The following is a 24,677-nucleotide window of genomic DNA, read 5'->3' on the forward strand; positions in this document are numbered from 1 at the left end:
TTAAATGGTTCGGCTATTTTTTAAATGGGCCCTTTGCCTAATAATGGGGAGCATTACACATCCCCTATATCAGAAAAGTTGTGGTGATCGAAAGATCATTCTTTTTCTTCTCCATCCTCGTCCTCATCCTTGATAGGCAACGTCTTTATCCTTTGGGAGAAGGCCTTGAAAAATGTCTCTGCCTCCCCCTTAAGCCAATCGAAGGCATCGATCCAAGACGTTTTTTCACCAATATTGACATTCTGCCGATATTGGACAATCCGGCAATCTTGCCCATCTTTCAATTCTTGCCACTCCAGCTTTCCCGTAATTTCCTCGATCCCATTCCGGTCTTGCTCCAACAACTTGAAAGCCTTTTTGGCATTGACGCCTCGGATGTAAATCTCGCAACCGATTCGGTTATACATGGTGCTTGCCGTCAAACTGATCTGAAACTTGCTCCGACCAACCGCGATGGAGTACCAATGCTGGGGCCTGGGTTTTCGAAGGCTAAGGCTCGTTTTCGTTTTCGTGCAATGGTCCTTAAAGCCATTCCAGAAATCCAGATAAAGGGCTTTCGTCTCTGTCATTCCCCTCTTTTCGGAATTCACTGAAGCCACGTATTCATTCGGACGGGCTACCACCCGGAAATCGGGGGCTGGGAGGGAATTTCCTATTTTCAACAATTTCATTTCGATCCCATAGAAACGCATGTTCGGGGCGACCTTTTCGTTCAGGAAATCAATCGCCTGGCGATGTTCTTCGGTGAATTCACGCGAAATCCATACGACGATACCCGCACCCAACCCGGAGGCGTATGTGATAATTTTCCCAAGATGGTCATGGTTTGTCTTATCCAACTGGTTTTCAATGATGACCTTTGTGTTTGTAAGCGTATCAAGGGCAACGATGTCGGATTTAAAGACCCCCACGGGGACCTCCACGCCCTCCACCTCAAGCTCCAGATCACCCAATTGCCTAGAAAGGGCGGCAATGTTTTCAGGTCGGGCCAGCCAGGGCGTAAAATCCCGCGCCTCGTCTTCCCAGACCTCCCGCAAATCAACAGCCGTCAATTCGCCTAAACTTTCCTTTGCCACAGGGTACCTCCAAATGTAATTTTCCAAGTGGTGTTTGGTTTATCGTTGAGCTTCAAAAAGACATCTTCAGTTATATAAGGGGTCTAGGGGGCGTTTTCAAGGTATCAGGTTAACAAGAGCGATTCCCTCCCGCAAGCGAGCCTCCCTTGGTAGAACCACAGGGAAACCGCTTATAGCAAGCTCGCTAACCTCAACTTGATATCTTGAGATTGGACCTCCCCTATGCCCCAAGGGAATAGAACCCATCATGGCGAGTGGTGGGCCGCACGTCTTTTTTACCGCGCCAAACCCGGCTTTCCTCTTTCATTCAATGCCTCATAAAACCTTTTTATCACAGGATCACATCGAATGTCGTTTTTGTTCATTGGTTTTGCCAATGAAATTCCACTCATCGCCTTGCATCGGCTCAACGCCACATACACCTGCCCATAATCGAAGGCGCCCGATCCCAAGTCGATCCGGACCTTGTCGAGCGTCTTCCCCTGGCTTTTGTGAATCGTCACCGCCCACGCCAACATCAGGGGCAGTTGCGTGTACTTCCCCATGGAAACAGGCTTGATCGCCTCATCCTTGAGCTCGTATTTAAACGTTTCCCATTCCACCGGCCCCACTTCGTAAGCCCGGCCTGTTCCGTCCAAAATCTCAACGGTGGCCGACTCGTCTTTTAATTCGACCACTTTTCCCACCGTTCCATTCACCCAGCGTTTGGTTTCATCATTTTTCGTAAACATCACCTGCGCGCCCACTTTCACCGTCAAATTCAATGGGGACGGAAGTTTGGTTTCTTCCAACGCAAATTTTCCCGTCACGCTGCCCATAAACGTTTTTTCTTCCGACTCAATCTTTTTCAATTCCTCGTCGTTAATGGCGTCCGCCACCCGGTTTGTTGCGCAAAGGGTGATCACGCCTTCCCGCGCTTCCCCGTTTTCACTCAGGCCATTGATTTTGTTCAACGCCTCCTCGTCCACATCCCCAACCCGGACTCGGTTCAATAGGCGGATAAACTCTTCCTCGGATTGTCGATATATTTTCGTCAATTCCTTCGTCACCATTGACCCGCTCTTCAAAACCTTCGCGCTGAAAAAATACGGGCTCTGGTACGCCATTTGAGCCAAAACGTCCCTTTCAATGGCCTGCACCACCGGCGGCAACTGAAACAGATCCCCAACCATCACCACCTGCACCCCTCCAAACGGCTCCTGCACTTCCCGGTTCAATTTCAAAAATTGATCCATCGCATCCACCACATCGGCCCGCACCATGGAGATCTCATCAATCACCAAAAGTTTTAGTTTTCGATACAGCCGCCGATCTCTTACCAGATGGATATCGTCATCCGTGGCAATCCGCGGCGGCAACCGAAAAAAGGAATGGATCGTCGCTCCCCCCACATTCAAGGCCGCCACTCCCGTTGGGGCCACCACCGCCATATTTTCGGGGAAGCAATCCCGCAGGTATTGGATAAATGTCGATTTGCCAGTCCCCGCCTTCCCCGTCACAAACACTAAGGGGGCTTTGGCGTTCAACCACCGCATAATTTCCGTGTATTCGGGAGTTACTTCAATGGAGGGGCGTCGCGGTTTCGTCGGTGCCTTCACCGGTCGGTTTTGTCGCCGAAGGGCCTTCTGTTCCAAATCTTTTACTTCCTGCGGCTCAACTCCGAGCGCCTTTTTGAACCCCCCCCAAATTCCGGCCATGGTTCAGGTTCGTTCTTCCAGCGGGGGGAGTGATTTCACAATTTTCATCGTTTCCACGCTCACCGTCACAACCCGTTTCAACAGGTTGAGAATATATTGCGGATCCTCGTGCTCCCTCGCCCAATCATTAGGGTCGTTCACAATCCCGCTGTCCGGATCTTGGCTTACTTGGTAGCGCTCCATCACCCATTCAATCGCGGATTTACCATTAACAACGTATTCATAGGCTTCCAGGGGAATGCCGGTGATGGTGATATGGCTGTTATATTGAATAACCGTTTTGTCCTCGCCACCGGCATTTTTGCCAAACCGCATTTTTTGAACCTCGTAGAGACGAGCCGAATCCAGCGCCAATTCTTTATTCGCCACCTTCACCGGATAGTGTTTTATGTTCTCATACCCCAAATGCAATTCCGCCAACTTGCGCCCCGCTTTGCTAAAAGCCCAAAAGTCCTTCGCGAACGGGATCCTTGGCATCGCTTTATTTAGGTCGGAAGCAAATCGATTCCTATACTCTCCCGAATGCAAAATGCCATACGTGTAATAGAAAATGTCCTCCCGCTCAATCGTTTGTTCTTGATATCGCTCTTTAAAGCCTTTAAAAGCAAAATTACTAATGTTTGGTTGTGCTCCCTCCTTTTTATTATTGAAATTTAACTCCCCTTCATTTCCATCGGCTTCAGCAAAGAAATTTAGAGGAAAACACTGGCCGTTTGCCAATAATTGAATGTCTGGAATTTCATTCGTGATCAAAGCTGAAAATTCTTTGGTTGTCCCTACCCCCGTCACACAAATCGCTAAATTCTTTTTGTCAGCTTCGGGGAAAAAGATTGGCATTCGATAAACCATGTCGTTAAATTGCCGGTGAAAATATAGGTATTGTTTTGTAAACGGCCGATAAACCGCACTCCGGACCGCTTTCTTTTCGAATACCCCGGGTTTATTCTTTTCCACATCGGAAATAAGCCCTCTCGACCAGCTGATTTTGTTCGGGTCAGTATTGATGAATCCCTGAGCCGTTTGTTTTGAATCTTTTCTTTTTTGGAAACCCCTCACCTGCTCATTAAAATTCTCAATCATGCGGGACATTTTGCTGGCCAACTTCTTTTCAGAGAAGTTATAGGCCCAAGCATCCCGGCTTGTGGCAATGCCCCTTGAGTATGTGACGAAAACAGATTCAGTGCTTTGACTGCCCTTATCTTCTTTTATTCCCAGTGGAATAAACTTCTCAAAGGCTTCATTCCGTTGGTTGATCCAATCCTGGTTCTTGTTCGGGGCTATCGGTTCCCAGGGGATATTCCCGATGTCGCCAAATTCCGAAATAATCTTCAGTTTCTCTTCCCGCGTTAAATAATCCCCAATGTCGTGATAATTTATTTTCGCGTGCCCATTCTTCTTCGGATTTTTCACGAACAGCGTGATGGCGATTTGTGCGCGGCTCCCCGAACCGAATATTTTCCCACCTTCTTTTCTCGACAACTCCCCCGACGTTCTTTGATTTCCACGCAAGTTAAAACAATAGACAGCGCTAAACTCATCCCGCACACACTTCCTTAACCCGCTCATCGCGTTCCCATCAATAAAACCGGCGTTGCTCACAAAACAAATTATTCCTTTGTCTTTCACCCGGTCGCTCGCCCACCGAAGAGCCCGTATGTACGAGTCGTAAAGGCTGTTGATGTTCGTCGATCGCGCGTTGGCCGCGTAGGTATTGGCTATTCGCTGGTCCAACCCTGGGTATTTGAGATTTTGGTTGTTGTCGTTCTGGCTGGTTTGCCCAGCGGAATAGGGGGGGTTCCCCACAATCACCCGAATATCCCGCCGGTTTTGTTTGTCCGCCCGCTCGCTGTTCACCTGGAAATTGGGGTCTTCAAACGCCCCCTTGCCCTCCGACAACTGGAACGTGTCGGTCAGTACGATCCCCTCAAACGGCTCGTAATCCGCCTTTGCCCGCCCATGATAGGCTTCCTCAATGTTTATGGCCGCAATGTAATAGGCCAGCAGAATAATTTCGTTGGCGTGCAACTCGTCCCGGTATTTCCGCATCAAATCCTTTTCTTTGATAATCCCACTCTGCAAAAGCCGAACAATAAACGTCCCCGTCCCGGTAAACGGGTCAAGCACATGCACGTCTTTGTCCGACAGCCCCACTCCGAATTCCTCGCGAAGCGCTGCGTCCGCGCTTTTCAAAATAAAATCAACCACTTCCACCGGCGTGTAAACAATCCCCAACCTTTCCGCCATTCGGGGGAACGCCGTTTTGAAAAACTTGTCATAAAGCTCGATAATGATTTTTTGCTTTCCCTCGACGTTGTCGATCCCTCGCACGCGCTCTTTCACGCTTTCGTAAAACTTTTCTAATTTCTCCGTTTCTTTCTCTAGGCTTTGCCCTTCCAAAAGGTCCAGCATCTTCTGCATGGTCTTTGAAACAGGGTTCCGTTTTGTAAACTCATAACCCTCAAAAAGCGCGTCAAACACGGGCTTTGTGATGATGTGCTGGGACAACATTTCAATGGCGTCGTTTTCACTAATGCTCGGGTTTAGGGTTTTCCGTAATCCGTTTAAAAAGGTTTCAAACTTTTTCCGGTGGACGGAGTTCGCCGTCTCCACCAGAGCTTTAATCCGCGTTGTGTTCCGCTCCGCAATTTTTGCCACATCCTGCGCCCAACTTTCCCAATACCGCCGGTTCCCGCACTTCACCACAATTTTTGCAAAGATGGCGTCCCGCCATTCTTCCAGGTGGGGGAAGTTAAAAACAGCCTGGACATTCCCACCCGCCCCTGGGCCCTTTTCCCCCTTTTTATTCTCCCCCACTCCAATGATCTGTATTTGCCCCGGTCGCTGTTTATTGATGTCGATCTGGTTGATCATCGCGTTAAAGCGGTCATCGTGCGCCCGCAACGCTTGCAACACCTGCCAGACCACTTTGTATTTTTGATTGTCTGCCAAGGCCTCCTCTGGGCTCACGTCCGCCGGTATCCCCACCGGCAGAATGATGTACCCGTATTGTTTCCCCTCCACCTTGCGCATCACCCGCCCCACGGACTGCACAACATCCACAACCGAGTTCCTGGGGTTCAAAAACATCACCGCGTCCAACGCGGGAACATTTACGCCTTCCGACAAACAACGCGCATTGCTCAAAATCCGGCAAACATTCCCATTCTTTGTCGTGTCTTCTTTTAGCCATTGCAACCGCTTGTTTCGGATCAACGCGTTGTGCGTCCCGTCCACGTGATCCACTTCGCACCTCAAATATTTCCCTTCCTCCGCCTCTTCAGACCCCGCCGCCTTCTCTCCCACGTAATTCTTCACGATTCCTTCAAAAAGCTCCGTAATCTTCTTCGAGTCCTTAATCGACCGACTAAACGCCACCGCACGGCGCATCGGCGTCTGGTCCATCACCGCCGCCCCATCGCCGTCTACCGGAAGGATCTTCTTCTGCAACCCGTTATAACAGCCGACAATTTTAATCACATCATCCAAATTCAATTCTTTGTTCCTGTCCGCAATCTGGCTCTGAAACGCCTTGGACACATGCTTTTCATCCACCGCCAACACCATCACCTTATAATCCGACAACAACCCCCGCCGCACCGCTTCCGAAAAGTCGAGCCGATACAGCTCTTCCCCATAAACCGATGGATCATCCATGGAATAGAGGACAATATCCGCATCTTTGGCTTTCCCTTTTGAGACATCGTCATAAATCCGCGGCGTCGCCGTCATATAAAGCCGCTTTTTCGATTTGATGAAACCCGGCTTGTGAACCAATACAAATGCCGACGCCCCTGCCTTGTCGTATTCCGTTCTTTCAATCCCCGTTGTTCGATGCGCTTCGTCGCAAATCACTAAATCAAAAGCCGGTGTCCCAAAGTCTTGTGACTCCTGAACCACCTCAATGGATTGGTAAGTTGAAAAGATAACCGTGACGTTTTTCTTCCGAATTTTCCGCAGGGCTTCGATCTGATGCCCCAACAACTTTGGGTTGGTGTGCGCCGGGAAAGCAAGATCGTGGGTGGAAATATCCTCTTCCTCCCCCGATTGCCCGGCCTTGGGATCGGAACATACCGCAAAGAAACTAAACTTGGTTTCCGCCTCAGCCGCCCATTCCGCCACGGATTGCGAAATGAGCGAGATCGAAGGGACCAAAAACAGCACGCATCCCCCAGCGGGCGCCATCGTTTCCGCGATCCGCAGAGAGGTGAAAGTTTTCCCCGTCCCGCAAGCCATGATCAGTTTCCCACGGTCAGCCGCTTTTAACCCGGCGATGACTTTGTCGTGGGCTTCTTTTTGATGGGGGCGAAGGTGTTTTTTGTCCTTGAATTTTATTTCCGTTGGTCGATCCGGCCGCACCGCCGCCCAATCCACCGGACTCTCGTCCAAATCTTGCACCCGCAACCGACTTACCGGTATTTGCTGGTTCTTACACGCATCCTCGGCGTGCCTGCTCCAATTATCCGTCGTGGAAATAATAAGCCGCTTCTTAAACGGTGCCTTCCCCGACGCTGTGAAAAATGAATCGATGTCCGCTTTTTGAAGGGTGTGTGCCGGATCAAAAAACTTACACTGAATCGCCCAAACATCCCCACTCCCCCGCTCCTGGGCCACGATATCAATCCCAACATCCGGCTTATTCCCTCGCTCCGGCCACTCCCCCCATAACCACACCGCAGAAAACAAATCCGAATAGATCGGATCCTTTTTCAAAAACCCCACCATCAATCGCTCAAAGCGATCCCCCAGGTCCCGATTGCTTCGGGCCTCATCGCGGAACTGCTGGAGAATATCGCTGATGGATTTGGTCATGGTTATCGTTTTACCTTGGGTTAATTGCCTGGCGACTTCATCCCAGGAAAATTAAAATACTGGCTAATCGCAGACCACAGATTTTCAAGTTGTGCAGGCTGTTTCCCACTGGAAAGGAGGGTTTCGGCTGTTCGATAGAGTAAGGCAAATTTCTTTTTTCCACGCGCTGCTTCGATTCCGAATTCATCGCAGGCCTTTTTGAAAGCAGACTCCCATTCAGCCTCTCCGAAATCCGCCTTTACTTCATCGGCGAAGTTTGTCTTCCAGACGCATCCGGCTGGAGTGACAAGAGTCTCTAATTGTCTGTTTGGTGAGTGCCCTAGTAACTTAAGAAGTCCATTGTTCAAAGCCAAATCTTTATCCTTCTCCTTCTCTTTCTTCTTTTCTACTTTATCTATGTCTGCATCGAAAATTGTATAGGTTTTAATGTTCAGTTCTCGGCAAAGGACCAAAAGCCATGGCAACTTATTCTTTCCTTCGACGGGAAGAATGGCGATGCCTTCAGCGTCCAGTGAAACCTTGTGATGATCCGCGCAGGCGCTTAATATCGCTTCATCCTCGACCCCTTCGACCAGGATGATCCCCTCCGCAAAAAGCGCCTCGCTCCCCTTCAACCCCATATTGGCTCTCATCCTGGCCCATGCGCTGGAATCTGTGACTTCTGTCTTTTCGCCCAGGGCCTCAGTCACCTTTTGTCCCACGATCTTCAGATCCGTCTTGTGGACCACAGTTTGCATCGGGCCTTCTCGGCCAGAATCTGCTTTCTCAATTCTTCGTATACCGTCAAACTTTTCTAAGTCAATGAAATAGGGGGAATGTGTTGTCAGAAGAATTTGAAACGGAAAATTTGTTTTTCCTTGGGGAAAGCAAAGTTCTTTGAAAATCCTGGAAATTGCTCTGGACCGTGCTGGGTGTTGATAAAGCTCAGGTTCTTCAATCGCCAGGAGTATCCCCTTTCCCTCTCCATTATCCACCGGGCCTTTCCTGCTCTTTTCGTAGAGTTCCAGGATCGAAAAGATGAAAAGCCTTTGGAGCCCATGGCCTTTCCGGGAGACTTCACCGTCAAAGCCATCTTCTTTAAGCCAAACGCTTGGTTTCGGAGGAGGCAGAGGAATTTCCGGATCCAATTGGAGCTGAACGGTAGCCGAAGTTTCTTGATCATATCGACGCAAAACACTGGTCAGCTCTTTCTCCAACGTTTCCTTTTCACCTGCGCCCTGAACCATCGTTCGATATTCATCGTATCCTTTCTGGACCTCCGCCTTGACCTTAGCGATGTCTGCGTTGCGTTCGGTCATGGCCGTTAAGAGGGGTGTCACAAGTGCGCCCAGGGGGGTCTGCTTCCCCACCCCAGATGCATCCAGATCCGCCTCCCGGACCGGAGGAATATAAACGAACTGCGTCCGCCCCTTGACCTTCCCACCTGCAATATTCTGTGGCCCCTGGAATTCCCCGGCCCTAAAATATTGCGAGCATCTTGAAACGTTTTCCCCTTCCCAGCGTTTCAGTTCTTCATCAATGTTCCTTGTGACGGCCTGCAATCCCGGGAACTTCCCAGTATCAACCAAACTTTTCAATACTTGGGCATGGTCGGAAACTTTAGATGCTTTTTGCCGTATTTTTTCTCTCACAGGCTCGAGTTCGGCACAACCGAAGGTTTGACCGTAGTACTCCCCCCCTGGAAACCGTTTTTGAACAACGAGGGTTTCATTCTTATCGAGATAGCTCTTAAATTCCGCCTTTTCATCGTTAGCCAGATCACAAAAAGTTACCTCAATGAGGATTTCTTTGGTCTGGTCTCGATTATAAAAATCTTCGTTTGTGGGAACAAAAGAGGTGGATGTTTCCATAAACATCCGCAATGCCTGAAGAAAGGATGATTTTCCGGCACCATTACACCCTATGAGGATAGTCAACGGCCCGCATTCCAGAGTGGCATCAAGAATGGATCGGAAATTGGCTACCCGAATTTTTGCGATTCTCATTTCAGAGAATCCCGGTGGTCTACCTTCAATCGCTCCCCTTTTTTCTGGACACCGGGCCTTCTAGGTTTTTTAGGCTCAATCCTTCGATTTCTTGCAATGTCTTCCCCGCAATCCCCTGCAAATCTCCGTACATGCCAACAGTTCCCTGCATAACCCGTTCGATCTGCTCTTCACGTTTAGCCCATTGTTTGGTTATTGCTTTTTTCTCCACATCCAGGTCAGTCTTCATCGACGTAAACGCCTCAACGATGCCCTCCACCCGTTGCCGGAATCGCGGCCCCGTTAGGTATTGATAGATTATCTGGGTTTTGGTTTGTTGTCCGTCGGAAACTTGGCGGGCGGTGTTGACCTCGATTAGGATTTGGCGAAGCATGGCCGCCACGGGCAAAGCCACTCTCGGGTGCGCAATCCAAACGCCCTCCACCTGGTCAAAACTTTCCACCCCCTTCGGCAGGGTTTGGGAGATGAGGAGCGCCGCTTCGGCCTTCGCCGCCCTCTGATCCTCCCGAAGTTTCGGAAGCCAACCATCGGACCAATTCTTTGTCCTTTTTGATTCCCACAAAATCGTTCCACACACCTGCCCCGTGGGGCCAATAACTTTGTGAATGATGTCCCCGCCGAATTCGCCTTTTGGCACTGCCTCGATCGTGTCACGGGGGAATTTGCTTCTGATTAGTGCTTCTAATTCCAATTCCAAAACTTCTCCTTGTAGCTGTTGGGACCCTTGCTCGGCCCGCCGTTGGGCCTCTTCCAACTGTTTCTTCATTGAATGGATGATCTGTTCTTTTTCGGAGAGACGGAGGTTCATGGATTCCTCGGTTTCTTTCCGGGCCTGCTCCCGCACCGAAGACAACCCTGCCTGAACTTTACGCTCGATATTCAGGTCCATTGCCCGCTTGGCGTCGTCAAGTTCCCTTTGTTTTCGCACCAAATCCGCTTCGGCTTTGAGCGCCTCGGCAAGCTTCGCGTCTCTTGCCTTTAAGACTTCGTTCAGGTCCGATATTTGCTTTGCCTTTTGATCCAAATCCGTCGCCAAGGTTAGCCGAGCCTTGGCTGCTTCTTCCGTTGCGATTTTTGCCCGCTCGGCTTTTACCTTGCCCGCTACCTGCTCGTCCAAGCCCATCCTGGCCTTGGCAACGGCGTCCTCTCGATCTCGAATCTCCGATTCTCTTTTCGAGACCTCCGCGTCTTTTTCGGCCAAACGCTTCTCGTATTCCCGCCGGGTGGACTCCACCAATGGAGCCGCTAAAGATTCCGTCAGTTTTATTTCTTGTTTGCACTTAGGGCAGATTATTGTCGGTTCCATGGCACCATGTTCCTATTCCACGTGTTTTCCTAATTTTTATTTTCCAACCTGCACCCACAAAGTGATAAAGCTTGATTTTACTATTCCCCTACACTGCCGAACCTTTATCCAGTAATTCCTGGTTCAAATACAGCCCCTTCCGATAGACTTCCCCAATCTCCGCCTTGGGATTGTGGGAATAGAATATGTCGGCCAAGTATCGGCCGTAGATGTCCACCTTTGTTGTTTTCACCACCACGAACTCCGCCATGGCCAATTGATTGCGAACATAATTCGCCGCCGCTATTCCATCCGTGGATTCAATCGGAGGCGCATCCACATGGGCCAGACGTACCCGCTGTTTCTTTTTGATGTCAAAGCCACAATCAATGTCCAAAACCAACGAATCGCCATCCACCACATCCAGCACCGTGGCTTTGAACACGTAATCCGCGCCCTCCGGGCGCTTCAGCTGTTTGGTCTTTTTGCCCTTGTTGTCCGTCTCGTCGTGGCTGTCTTCGATTGCTTCAATCAACCGGTCCCGCGTCCAGCGGTTCTTTTCGGCCAGTTCCGCAAATCGCCTCCGTTCCGCCGGGTCTTTCAGTGACAACAAAACCCGAAAATGGCTCCACGTTAAGTGGTCGCTTTTCGGCACCATCGAATAGGTTTCGTGAAATTGGATGCACCGGTACAAGGTCGTGATGTCGGTCCCCATGTCCCGAGCTAAGCGAGTGATGATCGCCCGCCCATACCCCGCGTTTTCGGAGAGGTTTTCCATCGCCATCCGCCCACCCATCTCCCAATAGGTCACCAAAAGCTGATGATTCACCGCCGCCCGCGCCCGGCCCTTCCCCGATTCCCACAATTTTCGGAGATCGGAGAAAAGCTTGGCGTAACCGGAGTCAGAAATAATATTTGGCTGGCTCACTTTTGTTTTGCCAAATCCTGCATTTTAGGGAGAAAAGTTTCTTTGTGCTTTTCAATTTCAGCCAGAATCACGTCAAGATGCTGCCACCAGGGATTATTATCTACGGATTTCTTTAACGCTTCTTGAAACAATTGCGGGTGCCACGAAACCGAAAAAGAGCGCTCAAGCGTCTTGGGCACTTCATTTTGGATACTCCTCGCGGTTGCCCTAAGCAGTTGAGCCCCATATTTAAGTGTTTGATTAAAATTTCTCAATTCCTTGATGGTGTCGCTGTCCGCAATCCGGGTGACAACTTCGTCATACGCTCTTTCGGTTAGATTCAAATGGAATGTTTCAAAAAGTACGATTCGTGTTTTTTGAAATGCGCCTGGGCTCATTGAGGAGATTTCATGCATGTATTTACGCATTGTTTCACAAAGCTTAAGATTTTCGCCAATTTCCGCCGCCAATTGCTGCATGATTCTTGTGGTCTCCTCTTTCAACCCTTTTTCTTTATCTGCTTTTTTCTTGGCTTCTGAAAGTGTCCAAATAATTAAGGACGAGATTAATGAAACAGAAGCGGCTAGAAATCCTGAAAGCGCGGAATGAAACGATATCCACTCTTGTTTAATTGCATAGCCAGAGAAAAGTACAAGAACGGCCAACCACCCCATCATAATCATTATGGATGATTTCATTACTACATTCTCCTCAACACAACCTTCAAAATCTCGTCCATTTCCAGCTTCTTTTCGTCCGTCACACCATCGGCCCAAGAGTCCAGGTGTAAAGCTACCAAATCGCGGATCAGGCGATCCGTCGCGCCTTCAATGCACACGGCCAACATCAGGACTTTCCGCCAATCGGTGAAGCCGAGCCGTTCTTTTAGCGACTGGATTTGTCCCTCTAAGCGCAGGACGTCCAGCTCCACTCGTCGTTTGATGGGGATGGGCTCTTTGTTTGTGGTTTTTCTTTTCACAGTTTGTAGTCCAGGCCAATGAATGTCCGCCACTGGCGTTGGTCTTTGTATTCCCCAGTGGGGCGGTGATAGTGGCTCCCGATGATTAGACCGAACCGCGACACGTCGGGGGCTTTCCATTCGTTGGCCGGGCTCCATCTTGCGCCCACCATCGCCTCTTCCACTTTGTTTTCAATCGGGATTCCCGCCACGATTGCTATGGATCGGTTCCACGGGTTGAATGCTTTGGACACATAAACATGGGCGAAGATGTAGGGCTTAACGCTGGCCTTTGTGAAGTTGTCCTGTTTATTGGCCGCCCCCGCGCCAACACCGGCACCGAATAAGGATAGGCGGATGTTCGAAAAGTGGAAGTCACTGCTTTGTTGGTTTCCGGTTTGGTGGACGTTTAGGCGATAGACCGATTCCTTTTCCAGAGGGAACTTGATGATGGCTTTTCGGATTGTAGTCCCCGGGATCGGCTCCGCCTTTGTCATATCTACGGCGGCGCAGACGCCTTCCAACGGGCGTTGGCCATACCGTTGGGGCTCTTTGCCCGTGTACAGCTTGATGACCTCCATGGCGTTAATGCCGGAGTCTTTTTCCTTTTCGTAGACCAGGCCTTCCAGTCGGACTTGAAATTGGCTCGGTTCTTTAAAACAAACGTCGCGGGAATCCCCGGCCATTGTGACGGGGGTGTCTGGAACGGCTGGTTTTTGGTTCAAAACCGGGGCGCCCTCCTCCACAAATACCACCACATACAAAAACACTTCGTTGGAGAGCCGGTCGGTTTGTTTCCCCCGATGCCAGAGGGACATGACGGGGTAGGGGTCTGTTTTTCCAAACGCCAAGACCAAATCCGGGAAGGCGATATTTCTTCGGTCGCCGTAATAACTTTGTAGAAGCTCCTCGCCGGAGACTCCCCCGCCCATGGCGGAGAGGTAGTTGGTCAACTTTAGTGGGAAATCAGGGGCGGTGGAAGGATTGCCGCCGCCGCGTTGGAGCGGATGTTCATAGGACGACGCGGACGCGATCGACGACACAAACAACAGAGACCACAACAGGTTTTTAATCATAGGCCTCCCGGCAGAAGAACCCACGAGGTGGAATCCTCATATTACTAAAAACGCCCCACCAACCCGTCGCGTTCCACGTGCCGGGCTTGTTGGGGCAAAATCAAAACCAGAAAAACAAAAGTCAAAGGCGCGCGCGACCGATGGGAGGGGCGAGGCCAACGGCCTTGACCCCAGGCCAGGCAAGGCCGACGACGGGGCTCGGCCCCGGCGGCGGCGCACAGGGCTGATGGGGGCTCAAGCGCAGCGGGCAGCGTCCCACGGCTCACCACGCCAAGCCCGGCGACCGCGCACGCTTTACCTGCGGGCGCGGGGCGGCCCGGTTTTCTCCAGCTTTTCAGGCGGAGCGGCCCGCGTCCCAGTCCGCCCACACGCCAAGCGGGCCGGGCGGCGGCGCGCGCTCCTCGTGCCGACGCGCGGCCCGCGCACCTGTTTTTCAGCGTCCAACCGAAGCAAGCCGCGTCCGGGGTTTTCCCAACAAACAGATCAACCGCAGTGTGCGCTGTCTTTCTCCCGGCCAACGGCCGGGGTTTTCTCCGCTGTTCCGCCGGAGGTTTTTCTTTCCCGGCCGCCGCGCTATCGCGCGGGGGTTTCCCGTCCAACACCGCCGCCATCGGCGGAAGGTTTGCGCGGCAAGGCTCAACCCCTTGCCACTGTCTTTCAAAGGGGAATGGATCGAATGATTCAGCGGTGGAAAAGGGCCCGTATAGCGGTCGAAAAGTAACACGGCCACGGCGGCGGCAACACCCGCCGCAAAGGTTGGTCGAGCTCCGCACCCCCTACACACGCGGCAGGTTGGGGGCCCACCGGGTCCCCCCTCCCTTCGCAACAGGCCGATCGATCCCTACAAGGTGGGCCGCAGGTTGTATTGCCCCGTTAAGCGATAGTTCGTCCAATAATCATGTGTCAAATGGGGCATCGACAGGTCAAAAGTTGGCGGCCGCTCTAATTTGCTCCACTTTCTTTCTGAATCAAACTCACCAAAAGAGTCCAACTTCATTCCGAGGTTGGGCTCTTTCTTTTGGGCGGGCACGGGCAGGACGGAAGCGGACACCACACAACGCACGGCGGACGAAAGAACGTCCGATTCTCCCAATTCTCCGTCGATCGGAAGCCCCCACCGAAACCGAACTGTGATGCGGTCCTTGCCGTAAAAAACCTTTTCGATTCGTTCCCGGACGCTCAACGATTTTTCAATTCCAACACCGCGCGCGCAACCCCAAAGCGGTCCCTTCCCCCTGCTTCCCCCGATCCCAGCGGGCCGGGGGACTGTCGGACCCCTCCCGTTCCCTCCCCGGCGGGGCGGGCCGAGAAAGCCCGCCTACTTCTTCAGGCCTTTCTCCAAGGCCTTGCGGGCCATCACCTGCAAAGAGGATCGTTCTTCAAAAGCCTTTTTCCTCAGTGCCTCGTAAAGCGTCTCCGTCAAATGGAGCGTCAACGCTTTAACAAATCCTTTTTTCTTGTAGAAGTCGGTGCCTGTGATCACGGGCTTTTCGCTGGGGCTCATGGCGTTACCTTAACAATTCGGGCGTTGACAGAACATCTAGCACCGTTTATGCTAGTTGTGTAATATATTACTGCGCCTTACCAGCAGGGGGTGGCCGTGGACTTTATTCTCGCTCTGTCAAAAAAAGATCCGATCCTGTCCGATTCTCTGCTCCGACTGTTAAACGAATTTACCTACGAAGGGTTTTTGTCGTTACAAAAGTCCAGGGGGTCTTATGATTCTAACTTCAAATCAAAACCAAGCCACTAAACCCATCCGATGCGCCATTTACACCCGTGTTTCCACCGACCAACAGGCCGAGGTCGAGTTTAATTCCTGCGAGGCTCAAAACGACCGCATCCACTCGTTCATCAAAAGCCAAGAAGGGTTCGAACTTGCCAATGTTTATTCCGACCCAGGCTTCACCGGGGCCAATCTCAACCGACCGGCGCTTAAAAACTTAATTGCCGACATTAAAAACGATCGAATCGACATGGTGATCACCTACAAAATCGACCGTCTAACGCGCTCCCCACGGGATTTTTACCAGCTCATCGAAATTTTCGACGCCCACAATGTCGGGTTTATTTCCGTGACGGAGCGCTTTGACACGTCCACCCCCGCCGGGCGGCTTTTGCGCAACATTATGCTGACTTTCGCCCAATTCGAGCGGGAGCTGGCCTCGGAACGCATTCGGGATAAATTTGCTCAACGCGCCCAACGCGGACTATACAATGGAGGCCGCCCGCCCTACGGCTATAAAAAGGAAACCGGCAAACTGGTTGTTGATTTTCGCCGCGCCCGGGTGGTCCGATACATCTTTGAAAAATACGTCGAACTGGGCTCCGCACACCAAGTGACCTTGGCCATTCGGGACTCTTGGCACGAGCGGACCACCCTCAGCGACTCTTTTGTTTGGCGAGTTTTAAAAAATCCGGCGGTGGCGGGAAAAGTGTCCTACAAGGGGAAAGTTCTTCCAGGCGTCCATTCCCCCATTATTTCCGAAACTCTGTTTAACCACGTCCAAGGGTTGTTGGCCCAGGAAACCCAAGAGGCCAAGCGGCCGGGGTCTTCTTATCACCATCTCCCCTATTCCGGCCTGGTGGAATGCACGGAATGCCGTTCCAGCATGAGCGTTTCTTTTACAGACAAGAAGACCCCGGAGGGAAGCCGCCGCTATTTTTATTATCGTTGCACAGCAACGAATCACAAAGGATGGAACGCTTGCTCCACCCGCCAGATTAGCGCTCCTCGGCTGGAGGAGATCATCCACCAAAACATCGTCCGGCTCTCCGGGGACCCGCTTTACCTGAAACTTCTATTGCAACAGCCCCCTGAAAACGGGATCGAACCGTTACAATGTAACAGCGTTTTGACCCCCGAAATTCTGCAAAAAGCACTCCAACGGCATGTGAAAACCTGCGCGCGCAAAACCGGAATTGAAAAATCGTTGAGCGTCCGGGAACGAATCGAAAAGGTTTTTTACGGCAAGGACCGCATCACAGTTCGGTTTCGGTGGGGGCTTCCGATCGACGGAGAATTGGGAGAATCGGACGTTCTTTCGTTCCGCCGTGCGTTGTGTGGTGTCCGCTTCCGTCCTGCCCGTGCCCGCCCAAAAGAAAGAGCCCAACCTCGGAATGAAGTTGGACTCTTTTGGTGAGTTTGATTCAGAAAGAAAGTGGAGCTGATCGGGATCGAACCGACGGCCTCGTCCTTGCGAAGGACGCGCTCTCCCAGCTGAGCTACAGCCCCGTGAGGGAATCGAGCGTTTATTATACCACACCCTCGAAAGTTTTCGCCGTCCCCCCGATCCGCTATAATTCCCCTATGCAATTTACCGATCCGACGGCGGGGATCCTGGCGTGCCTTCCCGACGGCGTCGCCCGCCGGGCCACCCGGGCCTTTGTACGTCGTCGCCACCCCCGGGGAACGGCGGTTTTCAACGAGGGCGATCCCCCGCGCGGGGCCTTCCTCCTGCGCGCGGGATTGATCAAAATATTCAAACAGTCCCCTTCGGACCGCCCGCTCGCCATGGAACTGGCCCGCCCCGGGGAATGGTTCGGTCTGGTGGCGGTTCTGGACCGCCGCCCGTACCCCGCGACCGCGTTGGCGCTGGAACCTTCCGAAACCGACGAAATTTCTCCGGCGGTGTTTGAGACCCTGTTTCAAGGCCATCGCGTTTTCGCCCGGGCCGCGCTGGCGGCGCTGGGCGAGCGGGTGCGACACGCCCAAGAGATGCGCGCCCTGGCGAACGCTCCCGTGGAACGCCGGGTTGCGCACGTCCTGCTTCGCCTGTCGCCGAACCCGGGTGTCGATGTCCGTCTCCGCCGGGAAGACGTGGCCGAACTCGCGGGGTGCATTCCGGAAACAGCGATCCGCGTCCTTTCCCAATTTTCCAAACGCGGGCTCGTGCGCACGGGATGGAAACGCGTGGCGGTGCTGGACCCCGCCGCCCTTCGCGCGATCGCCTCGCCCCAAACCTGTCCGAGCGCATAGTCCCCTTCCTCCGCAAGGCTTATCCTTTCCCCATCGCTCCGCCTCCGGCGGCGCACCGACAAGGAAAGGACACAACCATGATCGATTCAAAGCTTGTGCTGTGGGGGCAGACGGTCGGCTACACCGCCTACGTTCTGGCCGTGATGGCCGGCATGGCCTGGTTCGCGTACAAAGTCACGCGCGACGGCTCGCTTAAGCTTATCCCGAACTGGGTTTTCCACACGGTGGTGGGCGCGTTGGTGACGGTGGGGGTGTCGCTCCACATCGTGACGCACGAAACCATCCCGTGGAAAAAATTGGATTTAAACCGCGCCCACATCGCGGCCGACAAGACTTTCGACATCCGCGTGGCCGCGCACAAATTCACTCTCCCCGCGGATAAAATGACCATCGTCGCGGGGGAAAAGGTCCTCTTCAACGTGACGTCCGACGACCTCACCTACGGCTTCGGTGTGTTTCGCCCGGACCAATCCATGCTCTTCCAAATGCAGGTTTTGCCCGGCCACCGCAACGACCTCCTCTGGCACTTTGAAGTTCCCGGGCTTTACACCATCCGCTCGACGGAATATTCAGGCCCGAAAGGAATTCAAATGATCGAAAAAGACGTCATCGAAGTGGTTGAAAAAGCCGGCGAGGTCCTCCCATGACTTTTCTTCAAACCCTGGTGCGCGGCACCAAAGATCTGTTCAAGCCGGACACATTGACCCCCATGCAAAAAATGACCCTGCGGTTCGTGGTGGTGGGGCTTCTCTGGTACGGGATCGCGGTGGTCGAAGGCATGATCATGCGGGTGTCCCTCGTGAAGCCCCTGCCGCCATTTCCCCCCGGGCATTATTACGCGATCCTGACCGCGCATCCCCTCGTGGGGATTTTCGGGTCCACGTATTCCGTGGTCTTCGGCGCGTTCCTTTTCCTGGTGCCTTTCTTGATGAAAAAACCCCTCTGGAGCATCAAAGCCGCGAATTGGACCTGCGGACTCCTGGCCGTCGGGACATTGACGTTCTGGGGCGCCGCGTTCATCAGCCACTACGCGCCGCTCTACACGCTCTATTGGCCGCTTCCAGCGGATTTCACCCAATTCAGTGTCGTGGGGGGAACGTTTTTCATTCTCGGCATCGCCCTGGTTATGGTCGGCACCGCGCTTTTCGTGATCAATGTATTCAAGACGATCACGTACACGCCGGCCGGGTTTCCCCCACAACCCGCGGGCGCTCTGTTGGCGTCCGCCCTGGGGTTGACGGGGTTGCGGAGCCTCTTTTCTCGAGAGAAAAAAGAACACCCGGTCTCCCTGCCGGTGGCGGCCATCGCCCGGGGAACCGTGGACACCGCTCTCAACGCCGGGATTATCCTGTTCACCGGCGTTCTGATTTTGGTGTACATGGTTGCCGAGCTGTCCGGCCACAGCCTCAAACATTCCGCGGTCGACGCGCTCCTGTACAAGAACTGGTTTTGGTGGGGTCTCGACTTGATCGCCGACGGCCTGGTTTTGATCTACGTGGCCGGCACCTGGTATCTGATGGCCACGTTGATCAGCGGGAAAAAGCTTTTCATGGAAAACGTCGCCCGAGCGGCGCTTTTTGTCGAAATGGTGGTGTCCTGGACGGTCTGGTCCCATCACCTGATGTCGGACCAGGCTCAGCCGGGAATCCTTAAGATCCTCTCGGGGGAGATGGTGACGGCGTTCGAACTGATCACCCAGGGGTTGGCTTTCACGATCACGCTGGTCACGCTCTGGAGCGCGCGGCCGCTGAAAATGACGAACCCTCTGAAATTCCTCCTTGGCGGGCTTTTGGGCTTCGCGCTCGCGGTTCCCGCGGGCATCATGCAGGCGGACCTCGGCCTCAACCGCATCCTCCACAACACCCAGTGGATCGTGGGGCCTCACGTTCACGTGGCGGTCCTGGTTGGCCTCACCATGACCCTCTACGCGGCGGTGTACTACTTGCTCCCCCTGTTGACCAACGGGGCGGAATTGTACAGCCAAAAGCTCGTCAACCTGCATTTCTGGTCTCATTTGCTGGGGGGGATCGGCATGGGGGCGTTCATGGGCATGGCCGGCCTGCACGGCATGTTGCGGCGCACCATGTACTTCAACGGGGAGTTTTCGGGTTACATGATCCTGGCCGCGCTCTCCGGGTCCCTCTTGTTGCTGGGGTTCCTGGCGTTTTTCTTCAATATCGTGATGAGCGTGGGCCTGCGCGGGGTGGTCGGCATTTTCCTCCCCGCCAAGTTGAACACGAAAGACTTGGTTCCCTCCGCCTAAATTCTGTTTACCCCCCTCCCCCGCCGGAGACCCCGGCGGGGGAGTTTTACTTTAGGGCGGGGCTGTTGGGGTCATCCACCCATAAAATGCCCACTGGCATTTTACGTTTCCTTGGCTTTGTACAACCGGGCGCCGATCGCCCCGACGGCCAAGAGAGCGGAAACGAAGGGCCCCGTCGGGAAATCCCACCGGAAAGACATTTCGAACCCCACCACCGTGACGAGGGCCGAATACGCCGCGCAAAAGATCACCAGGGTCCGTGTCCGCCGCACCAGCAGGAGCCCCGCCGTCGCCGGCAGGATGAGATAGGCGAAAGAGAGCAAGACCCCAAAGATATGGATGGAGAGCGTGAGCGCCGCCGCGAAGAAGACGTGGAAGATCCCGTTCCACAGCCCCGCCCGAAGACCCGCCACTTCCGCGCCCACGGGGTCGAAGGCCAGCCAAACCCAACGGCGAAACCACAACGCCAGCCCCGCCAGGGTTAAAATGAACAGCGCCCCCGCTTCCCACACTTCCAGGGTTCCCAGGGACAAAATATTTCCAAAAAACACCCCGAGGGCCTCGCTCTCGCCGCGCGGGGATTTGGACAACACCAAGACCGCCAGGGCCGCGCCCAGGACATAGAGGGTCGCCACCCAACTGTCCGCCGAGGTTTTTCGGGAACGCGACAGAAAGGCCAGGACCATCAACCCCGCCACGACGAAGGACCAGGAGAAAACGCTCGCGCCCACATGAAGACCCAGAACAACTCCCACCACGCCGCCCAGGGCCGCCAGTTGCGAGGCCGCCAACCCGGAAAAGGCCACGCTCCGCGTCGCCGAGAAAATCCCGATGACGGACAGGGCCGTGCCCGCGAAGAGACCCGCGGCGAATGCGGTCCGCATGAACGGCAATTCCAGGAAACTCATCGGGCCCCCTCGGGCACAACCCACCGGTGCCCGTTTTGTTCCATGTGGACGAATGGCACCCCGTACACTTCCTCCAACCGTTTCGATCGATAGATTTCCTCCGCCGTCGAGGAGATCACCGCCCCCTGGTGAAAGAGGAGGATCCGTTTGGAAAGGTTGAGCGGAATATGGAGGGAATGGCTGACCAGAAAAACCGTCTGGCCCCCCTCCGACAACCCCGCGACAAGTCCCAACAGGTCCCGCTCGGCCACCACGTCCAACCCTTTGGTGGGCTCGTCCAACAAATAGACGTCCGGCGCCTGGGCGAGGGCCTGGGCGAGGGCGGTCCTCTGCCTCTGTCCGCCCGAGACCTCCCGCAAAAGTTGATCCGCGATCGGCTCCACGCCGGCGCGCGCCAGGGCCTCCCCCACCCGGCGGGCGTCCGCGGCCGCGACCCGCCCCCCCCAGCGTTTCGCCCGGGCGGGAAGTTCCACCACGTCTTTGACGGTCAACGGCCAGAGGAGGTTCATCTCCTCCGCCTGCGGAACATAGGCGAACCGCGGCCCCGCTCGGCGGTCCACCCGCCCGGCCAAGGGGGGGAGCAAACCCAATACCGTCCGAAGAAACGTGGTTTTCCCGCACCCGTTCGGACCCACGAGGCCCACGGATTCCCCTTCGTCGATCCGCAGACTGACGTCGCGGAGAACCGTGGACGAGCCGTAGCCCAAACTGGCCTTGTCGAACTGAATGAGGGTAGGCATTGGGAAAAAGCTTACTTCATTTTAACGCCCGCAAAATTCCGGCGACGTTGAATTCAACGGCGGATATATAGTCCACCGCCTCGGGCACGGCATCCGGGGTGAGCGCCACCGTCACCACCGCAGCTCCCGTGGCCCGGGCCAAAGCGTCGGGCGTGCGCCGCGCGAAATGAGGATTGGTGAGGATCAGCGGCGTTCGTCGTTCTTTCATCACGGCGATCAAGTCCGCCGTGTGTTTAGGGGTGGGCGGGATTCCCGGTTTGGGCTCGATTTCCCCATCCGACACAAGACCGAAATGATCGGCCAAATAGACCAAGTTTTTGTGGTAGCTGACAAAACGCGCGCCCTTGGCGGGGGCCATGCGCTTTTCCCACTCGGCGATCTTGGCCGACAGCCGGGCGGAATAATCCCCGGCGTTTTTTTTGTAGACGGCCGCTCCGGCGGGATCCAATTCGGCCAGTTTCTCACCCAACGCTTTGACCACCGCCAAAGCGTTGTGCGGATCGGCGAGGAAGTGGGGGTTGCCCCCGGGGTGAACATCCCCCGCCGCCCGGCTCACGACGGTCGGGACCTCCAGGGGTTGAATGAAGGCCGACGCATCAAAAAACCCTTTGGCGCCCCTTTGCACGCGGGCATTGCGGGCCCCCTGGATCAGAAGCGGAGCCCAGCCGATCTCGAGGTCCAAACCGGTCTGGACAAACAGGTCCGCGTCACGCACTTTCACGATTAAGGAAGGCTTTGCTTCCACGAAATGAGGGTCCTGGGATCCCCGGGACAAACTATCCACCTTCACGCGATCTCCGCCCACCTGTCGGGCCAAATCCGCCAGGTCCGGCGTGGTGGTCACCACTTTTAACGGCGCGGCATAAACACCGCCCCCCAACAACAGGATGCCGAACAATGCCGAAAGCTTATTCATTTCATTCCCCTTGTGCCGCTGTTTTGGAACCTTACCCCTCTCCCGCGCGCGGGAGAGGGGGCACCGAACCGCCCGACCAGCGGGCGAGCCTTTTTAGAACGAGTGCGCGCCGTGGGCGCCGATGGAGACCATCCACTGCATGAAAATCTCCGAGGCGTGCGTGCGGCCGTCCTCCGTGGCGTAGGACCCGTTGTTGAACTGCAGACGCAGGCGGGAGAATTCCGTGGGCGTAAAGTCCACCATGCCGGAGAATTTGCGGCTCGACCCGTTGACGAGAGACGTTCCGTCGGGCAAGTCCGTTTTGTTCGTCAGACCCAGCTCTTCCCAACGCGCGGCGGCCCGCCACCGGGGCAAAATTCCGTACCCCGCCTGGGCGTAGTAGCCGTCTTGAACGTCGACCTGGCGGGTGCCCACGACAGCGGGAATCAGACCGGTGTCTTCCACGATTTCCATGTTCTTTTTGCGCTTCATGTATTCGCCTTGCAGGAAGAAATCGCTCTGGCCATAGGCTTTGGGGCTGTTTAATTTGTAGATGAGGTCGGCCCCGTGGAAGGCGTTGGTCCCATCCCGGAATTGGTCAGCCCCATCGACGCCCGCATCGAGATCAAGCTCTTCTTGATGGACCCCTTTGGTTGCAAAAAGGCCCACCTGCAGAGCATGGGCTCCAGGGAGGTTGGGGGACACTTTAAGCCAGCCGGTCCCGACCCGGGGTCCCTCGTGGCGGGGAAGAGAGCCGTCGCCGTGATAGGCGAACATTTTCTCGTTGTTCCCCTGGAAAGATTCCGCTCCCAAAAGCATGTAGAACGGCGTCGGCGCCAGCCAAGACACTTGAAGCCCCTTGTCGTTCAACCCGTGTTCGCCGAGCAGAAGTTCATAAACCAGGGTCTGGTCCGTAAAATCCCACTGATGGGCGTGTTTGGAGTTGATGTAGCCGAAGTTGCTGTAGAATTTTCCGCCTTTCACCGTCAGCCCCCAAGGGAGAGAAGTGGTTTCAACCTCGGCGGTTTCCAGCTCGGCGCCTTCCATGTCGACGGCGGCGATGGCCGACCCCTTGAAATAGGGATCCACGGCGGCGGAGAATTGAAGCTCCAGATGCCGGAGGTTGAACCCCTCTTCCGTGCCATGCGCGTGCTCGTGCTCCTCCACGATCCCGGGCGTTTCAGCAAACCCCGCGATCTCTTCTTTGATGTGGTTTATCCCTTCTTTCGTATCATCGTTCGTGTAAAACATATCGACGATAGCGGAAACGTCGGGATTCATCTTCGCGGTCCCCAGCGGATTGCTCTGGGCGCCCGCAACGGCCGGGGCCAGAACCACGGCCAGGGCCGCCATCCATGTGATGCGTTCCTGCTGTTTCATTTTCATTCTCCTCTTTCGTCAATATGAGGGAGCATGACATGGCCCGAGACTCCCACCCCTCTTGAACCGCTTCGAGCCGGTTGAATCCGCGCACATCTCCCTTAAGCGGGACTTCGGAGGGCTCGGTCCCTTTCAGGCAACCTGGAACCCCAATAATTAATGAGAACCTATTGCAATAAAAGATTAAAAAAAACCGTCAATAACACCGGGGGCACAGCCCGGTCAAGCTGAGTTGGTGCCCCACAATCTTAAACCCTGTCGAACGAGCCGCCCGTGCCTCTATGCCTTTGACCCCGCACCCGGAAACGTCCCGCGTCTCCCCGCAGTCCCGACAGACCACGTGGTGATGGTGGGGTCGATACCGATCGGACAATTCAAAACGCCGCACGCCGTCTCGGGACTCCACTTGGATGGCGATTCCCCGCTCGGCCAGCATTTCGGTCGTTCGATAGATCGAAGCCAAATTCACCCCGCTTGAGTGCACCTGTTTAAAAATGTCTTTGGCCGAAATCGGCAACGCGCTCTTTTCCAACACGGACAGCACCGTTTCCCGCGCCCCCGTCCATCGCTTTCCCTCTTGCGCGAAAGCCAACCGAAGATCACTCGCTATTGGCACCATGTGTTTATTATTGCAAATGATTATCATTTACGCAACGGGCGAAACCCCAGGACGTGAGAATATTCGGAGGGTCGAGTGGTTCGACGCGATCGCGCTTTCG

Annotated in this window: 19 protein-coding genes and 1 tRNA gene; 4 read left to right on the top strand and 16 right to left on the bottom strand. The window is 54.3% G+C overall.

Annotated elements, in window-relative coordinates:
• Positions 1–95: 95 nt before the first annotated feature.
• The 10 genes from IPI56_00085 to IPI56_00130 form a co-directional block, all read right to left on the bottom strand.
• On the bottom strand, positions 96–1,076 hold the full coding sequence (locus tag IPI56_00085) for a DUF4268 domain-containing protein (protein MBK7544139.1): 981 nt from the start codon (positions 1,074–1,076) through the stop codon (positions 96–98).
• 275 nt (positions 1,077–1,351) lie between these two features.
• Positions 1,352–2,773: an AAA family ATPase gene (locus IPI56_00090; GenBank protein ID MBK7544140.1), complete on the bottom strand. Its 1,422-nt coding sequence runs from the start codon at positions 2,771–2,773 to the stop codon at positions 1,352–1,354.
• Positions 2,774–2,776: 3 nt separating this feature from the next.
• Entirely contained in the window at positions 2,777–7,582 is a 4,806-nt protein-coding gene (locus IPI56_00095) for a DEAD/DEAH box helicase (GenBank protein MBK7544141.1), read from the bottom strand.
• A 20-nt stretch (positions 7,583–7,602) separates the two neighbouring features.
• Complete coding sequence (locus tag IPI56_00100) at positions 7,603–9,567, bottom strand: ATP-dependent endonuclease (GenBank protein ID MBK7544142.1); 1,965 nt, start codon at positions 9,565–9,567, stop codon at positions 7,603–7,605.
• A 25-nt stretch (positions 9,568–9,592) separates the two neighbouring features.
• Positions 9,593–10,873, bottom strand: a complete 1,281-nt coding sequence (locus IPI56_00105; GenBank protein ID MBK7544143.1) for a DUF2130 domain-containing protein — start codon at positions 10,871–10,873, stop codon at positions 9,593–9,595.
• A gap of 88 nt (positions 10,874–10,961) precedes the next feature.
• Entirely contained in the window at positions 10,962–11,780 is an 819-nt protein-coding gene (locus IPI56_00110) for a thermonuclease family protein (protein ID MBK7544144.1), read from the bottom strand.
• On the bottom strand, positions 11,777–12,457 hold the full coding sequence (locus IPI56_00115; protein ID MBK7544145.1) for a hypothetical protein: 681 nt from the start codon (positions 12,455–12,457) through the stop codon (positions 11,777–11,779). Before IPI56_00115 ends, IPI56_00110 begins: the two co-directional genes overlap by 4 nt.
• A gap of 2 nt (positions 12,458–12,459) precedes the next feature.
• On the bottom strand, positions 12,460–12,738 hold the full coding sequence (locus tag IPI56_00120; GenBank protein MBK7544146.1) for a hypothetical protein: 279 nt from the start codon (positions 12,736–12,738) through the stop codon (positions 12,460–12,462).
• Positions 12,735–13,793, bottom strand: coding sequence for a hypothetical protein (locus IPI56_00125; protein MBK7544147.1), 1,059 nt, complete (start codon positions 13,791–13,793; stop codon positions 12,735–12,737). Before IPI56_00125 ends, IPI56_00120 begins: the two co-directional genes overlap by 4 nt.
• Before the next feature lie 1,318 nt (positions 13,794–15,111).
• Positions 15,112–15,297 (bottom strand): hypothetical protein, encoded by a 186-nt coding sequence (locus IPI56_00130; GenBank protein MBK7544148.1) that lies wholly within the window; start codon positions 15,295–15,297, stop codon positions 15,112–15,114.
• A 214-nt stretch (positions 15,298–15,511) separates the two neighbouring features.
• Here IPI56_00130 and IPI56_00135 point away from each other — a divergent pair, with 214 nt between their 5' ends.
• Positions 15,512–16,936: a recombinase family protein gene (locus IPI56_00135; protein ID MBK7544149.1), complete on the top strand. Its 1,425-nt coding sequence runs from the start codon at positions 15,512–15,514 to the stop codon at positions 16,934–16,936.
• A 19-nt stretch (positions 16,937–16,955) separates the two neighbouring features.
• Here IPI56_00135 and IPI56_00140 read toward each other — a convergent pair.
• Positions 16,956–17,028: transfer RNA gene (locus tag IPI56_00140), tRNA-Ala, on the bottom strand.
• Positions 17,029–17,103: 75 nt separating this feature from the next.
• On the opposite strand from IPI56_00140, the gene IPI56_00145 reads away from it, so the two are divergent.
• The 3 genes from IPI56_00145 to IPI56_00155 all read left to right on the top strand — a co-directional run bounded on the left by IPI56_00145 (position 17,104) and on the right by IPI56_00155 (position 20,035).
• Entirely contained in the window at positions 17,104–17,772 is a 669-nt protein-coding gene (locus IPI56_00145) for a Crp/Fnr family transcriptional regulator (GenBank protein MBK7544150.1), read from the top strand.
• A gap of 77 nt (positions 17,773–17,849) precedes the next feature.
• Complete coding sequence (locus IPI56_00150) at positions 17,850–18,419, top strand: cytochrome C oxidase subunit II (GenBank protein ID MBK7544151.1); 570 nt, start codon at positions 17,850–17,852, stop codon at positions 18,417–18,419.
• Positions 18,416–20,035: a cbb3-type cytochrome c oxidase subunit I gene (locus IPI56_00155; protein ID MBK7544152.1), complete on the top strand. Its 1,620-nt coding sequence runs from the start codon at positions 18,416–18,418 to the stop codon at positions 20,033–20,035. Before IPI56_00150 ends, IPI56_00155 begins: the two co-directional genes overlap by 4 nt.
• 101 nt (positions 20,036–20,136) lie before the next feature.
• Here IPI56_00155 and IPI56_00160 read toward each other — a convergent pair whose 3' ends face one another.
• The 5 genes from IPI56_00160 to IPI56_00180 all read right to left on the bottom strand — a co-directional run bounded on the left by IPI56_00160 (position 20,137) and on the right by IPI56_00180 (position 24,577).
• Positions 20,137–20,943, bottom strand: coding sequence for a metal ABC transporter permease (locus IPI56_00160; GenBank protein MBK7544153.1), 807 nt, complete (start codon positions 20,941–20,943; stop codon positions 20,137–20,139).
• On the bottom strand, positions 20,940–21,683 hold the full coding sequence (locus IPI56_00165) for a metal ABC transporter ATP-binding protein (protein MBK7544154.1): 744 nt from the start codon (positions 21,681–21,683) through the stop codon (positions 20,940–20,942). Before IPI56_00165 ends, IPI56_00160 begins: the two co-directional genes overlap by 4 nt.
• 16 nt (positions 21,684–21,699) lie before the next feature.
• A complete protein-coding gene (locus IPI56_00170; GenBank protein ID MBK7544155.1) occupies positions 21,700–22,599 on the bottom strand; it encodes a zinc ABC transporter substrate-binding protein in 900 nt (299 codons plus the stop codon).
• A 93-nt stretch (positions 22,600–22,692) separates the two neighbouring features.
• Positions 22,693–23,958 (bottom strand): hypothetical protein, encoded by a 1,266-nt coding sequence (locus IPI56_00175; GenBank protein MBK7544156.1) that lies wholly within the window; start codon positions 23,956–23,958, stop codon positions 22,693–22,695.
• Between the two features lie 196 nt (positions 23,959–24,154).
• The gene (locus IPI56_00180; protein MBK7544157.1) at positions 24,155–24,577 is read right to left on the bottom strand and encodes a transcriptional repressor; all 423 of its coding nucleotides are present in this window, start codon (positions 24,575–24,577) and stop codon (positions 24,155–24,157) included.
• Positions 24,578–24,677: the final 100 nt, after the last annotated feature.

Source organism: Elusimicrobiota bacterium, from assembly GCA_016706425.1.
Lineage (GTDB): Bacteria > Elusimicrobiota > Elusimicrobia > FEN-1173 > FEN-1173 > JADJJR01.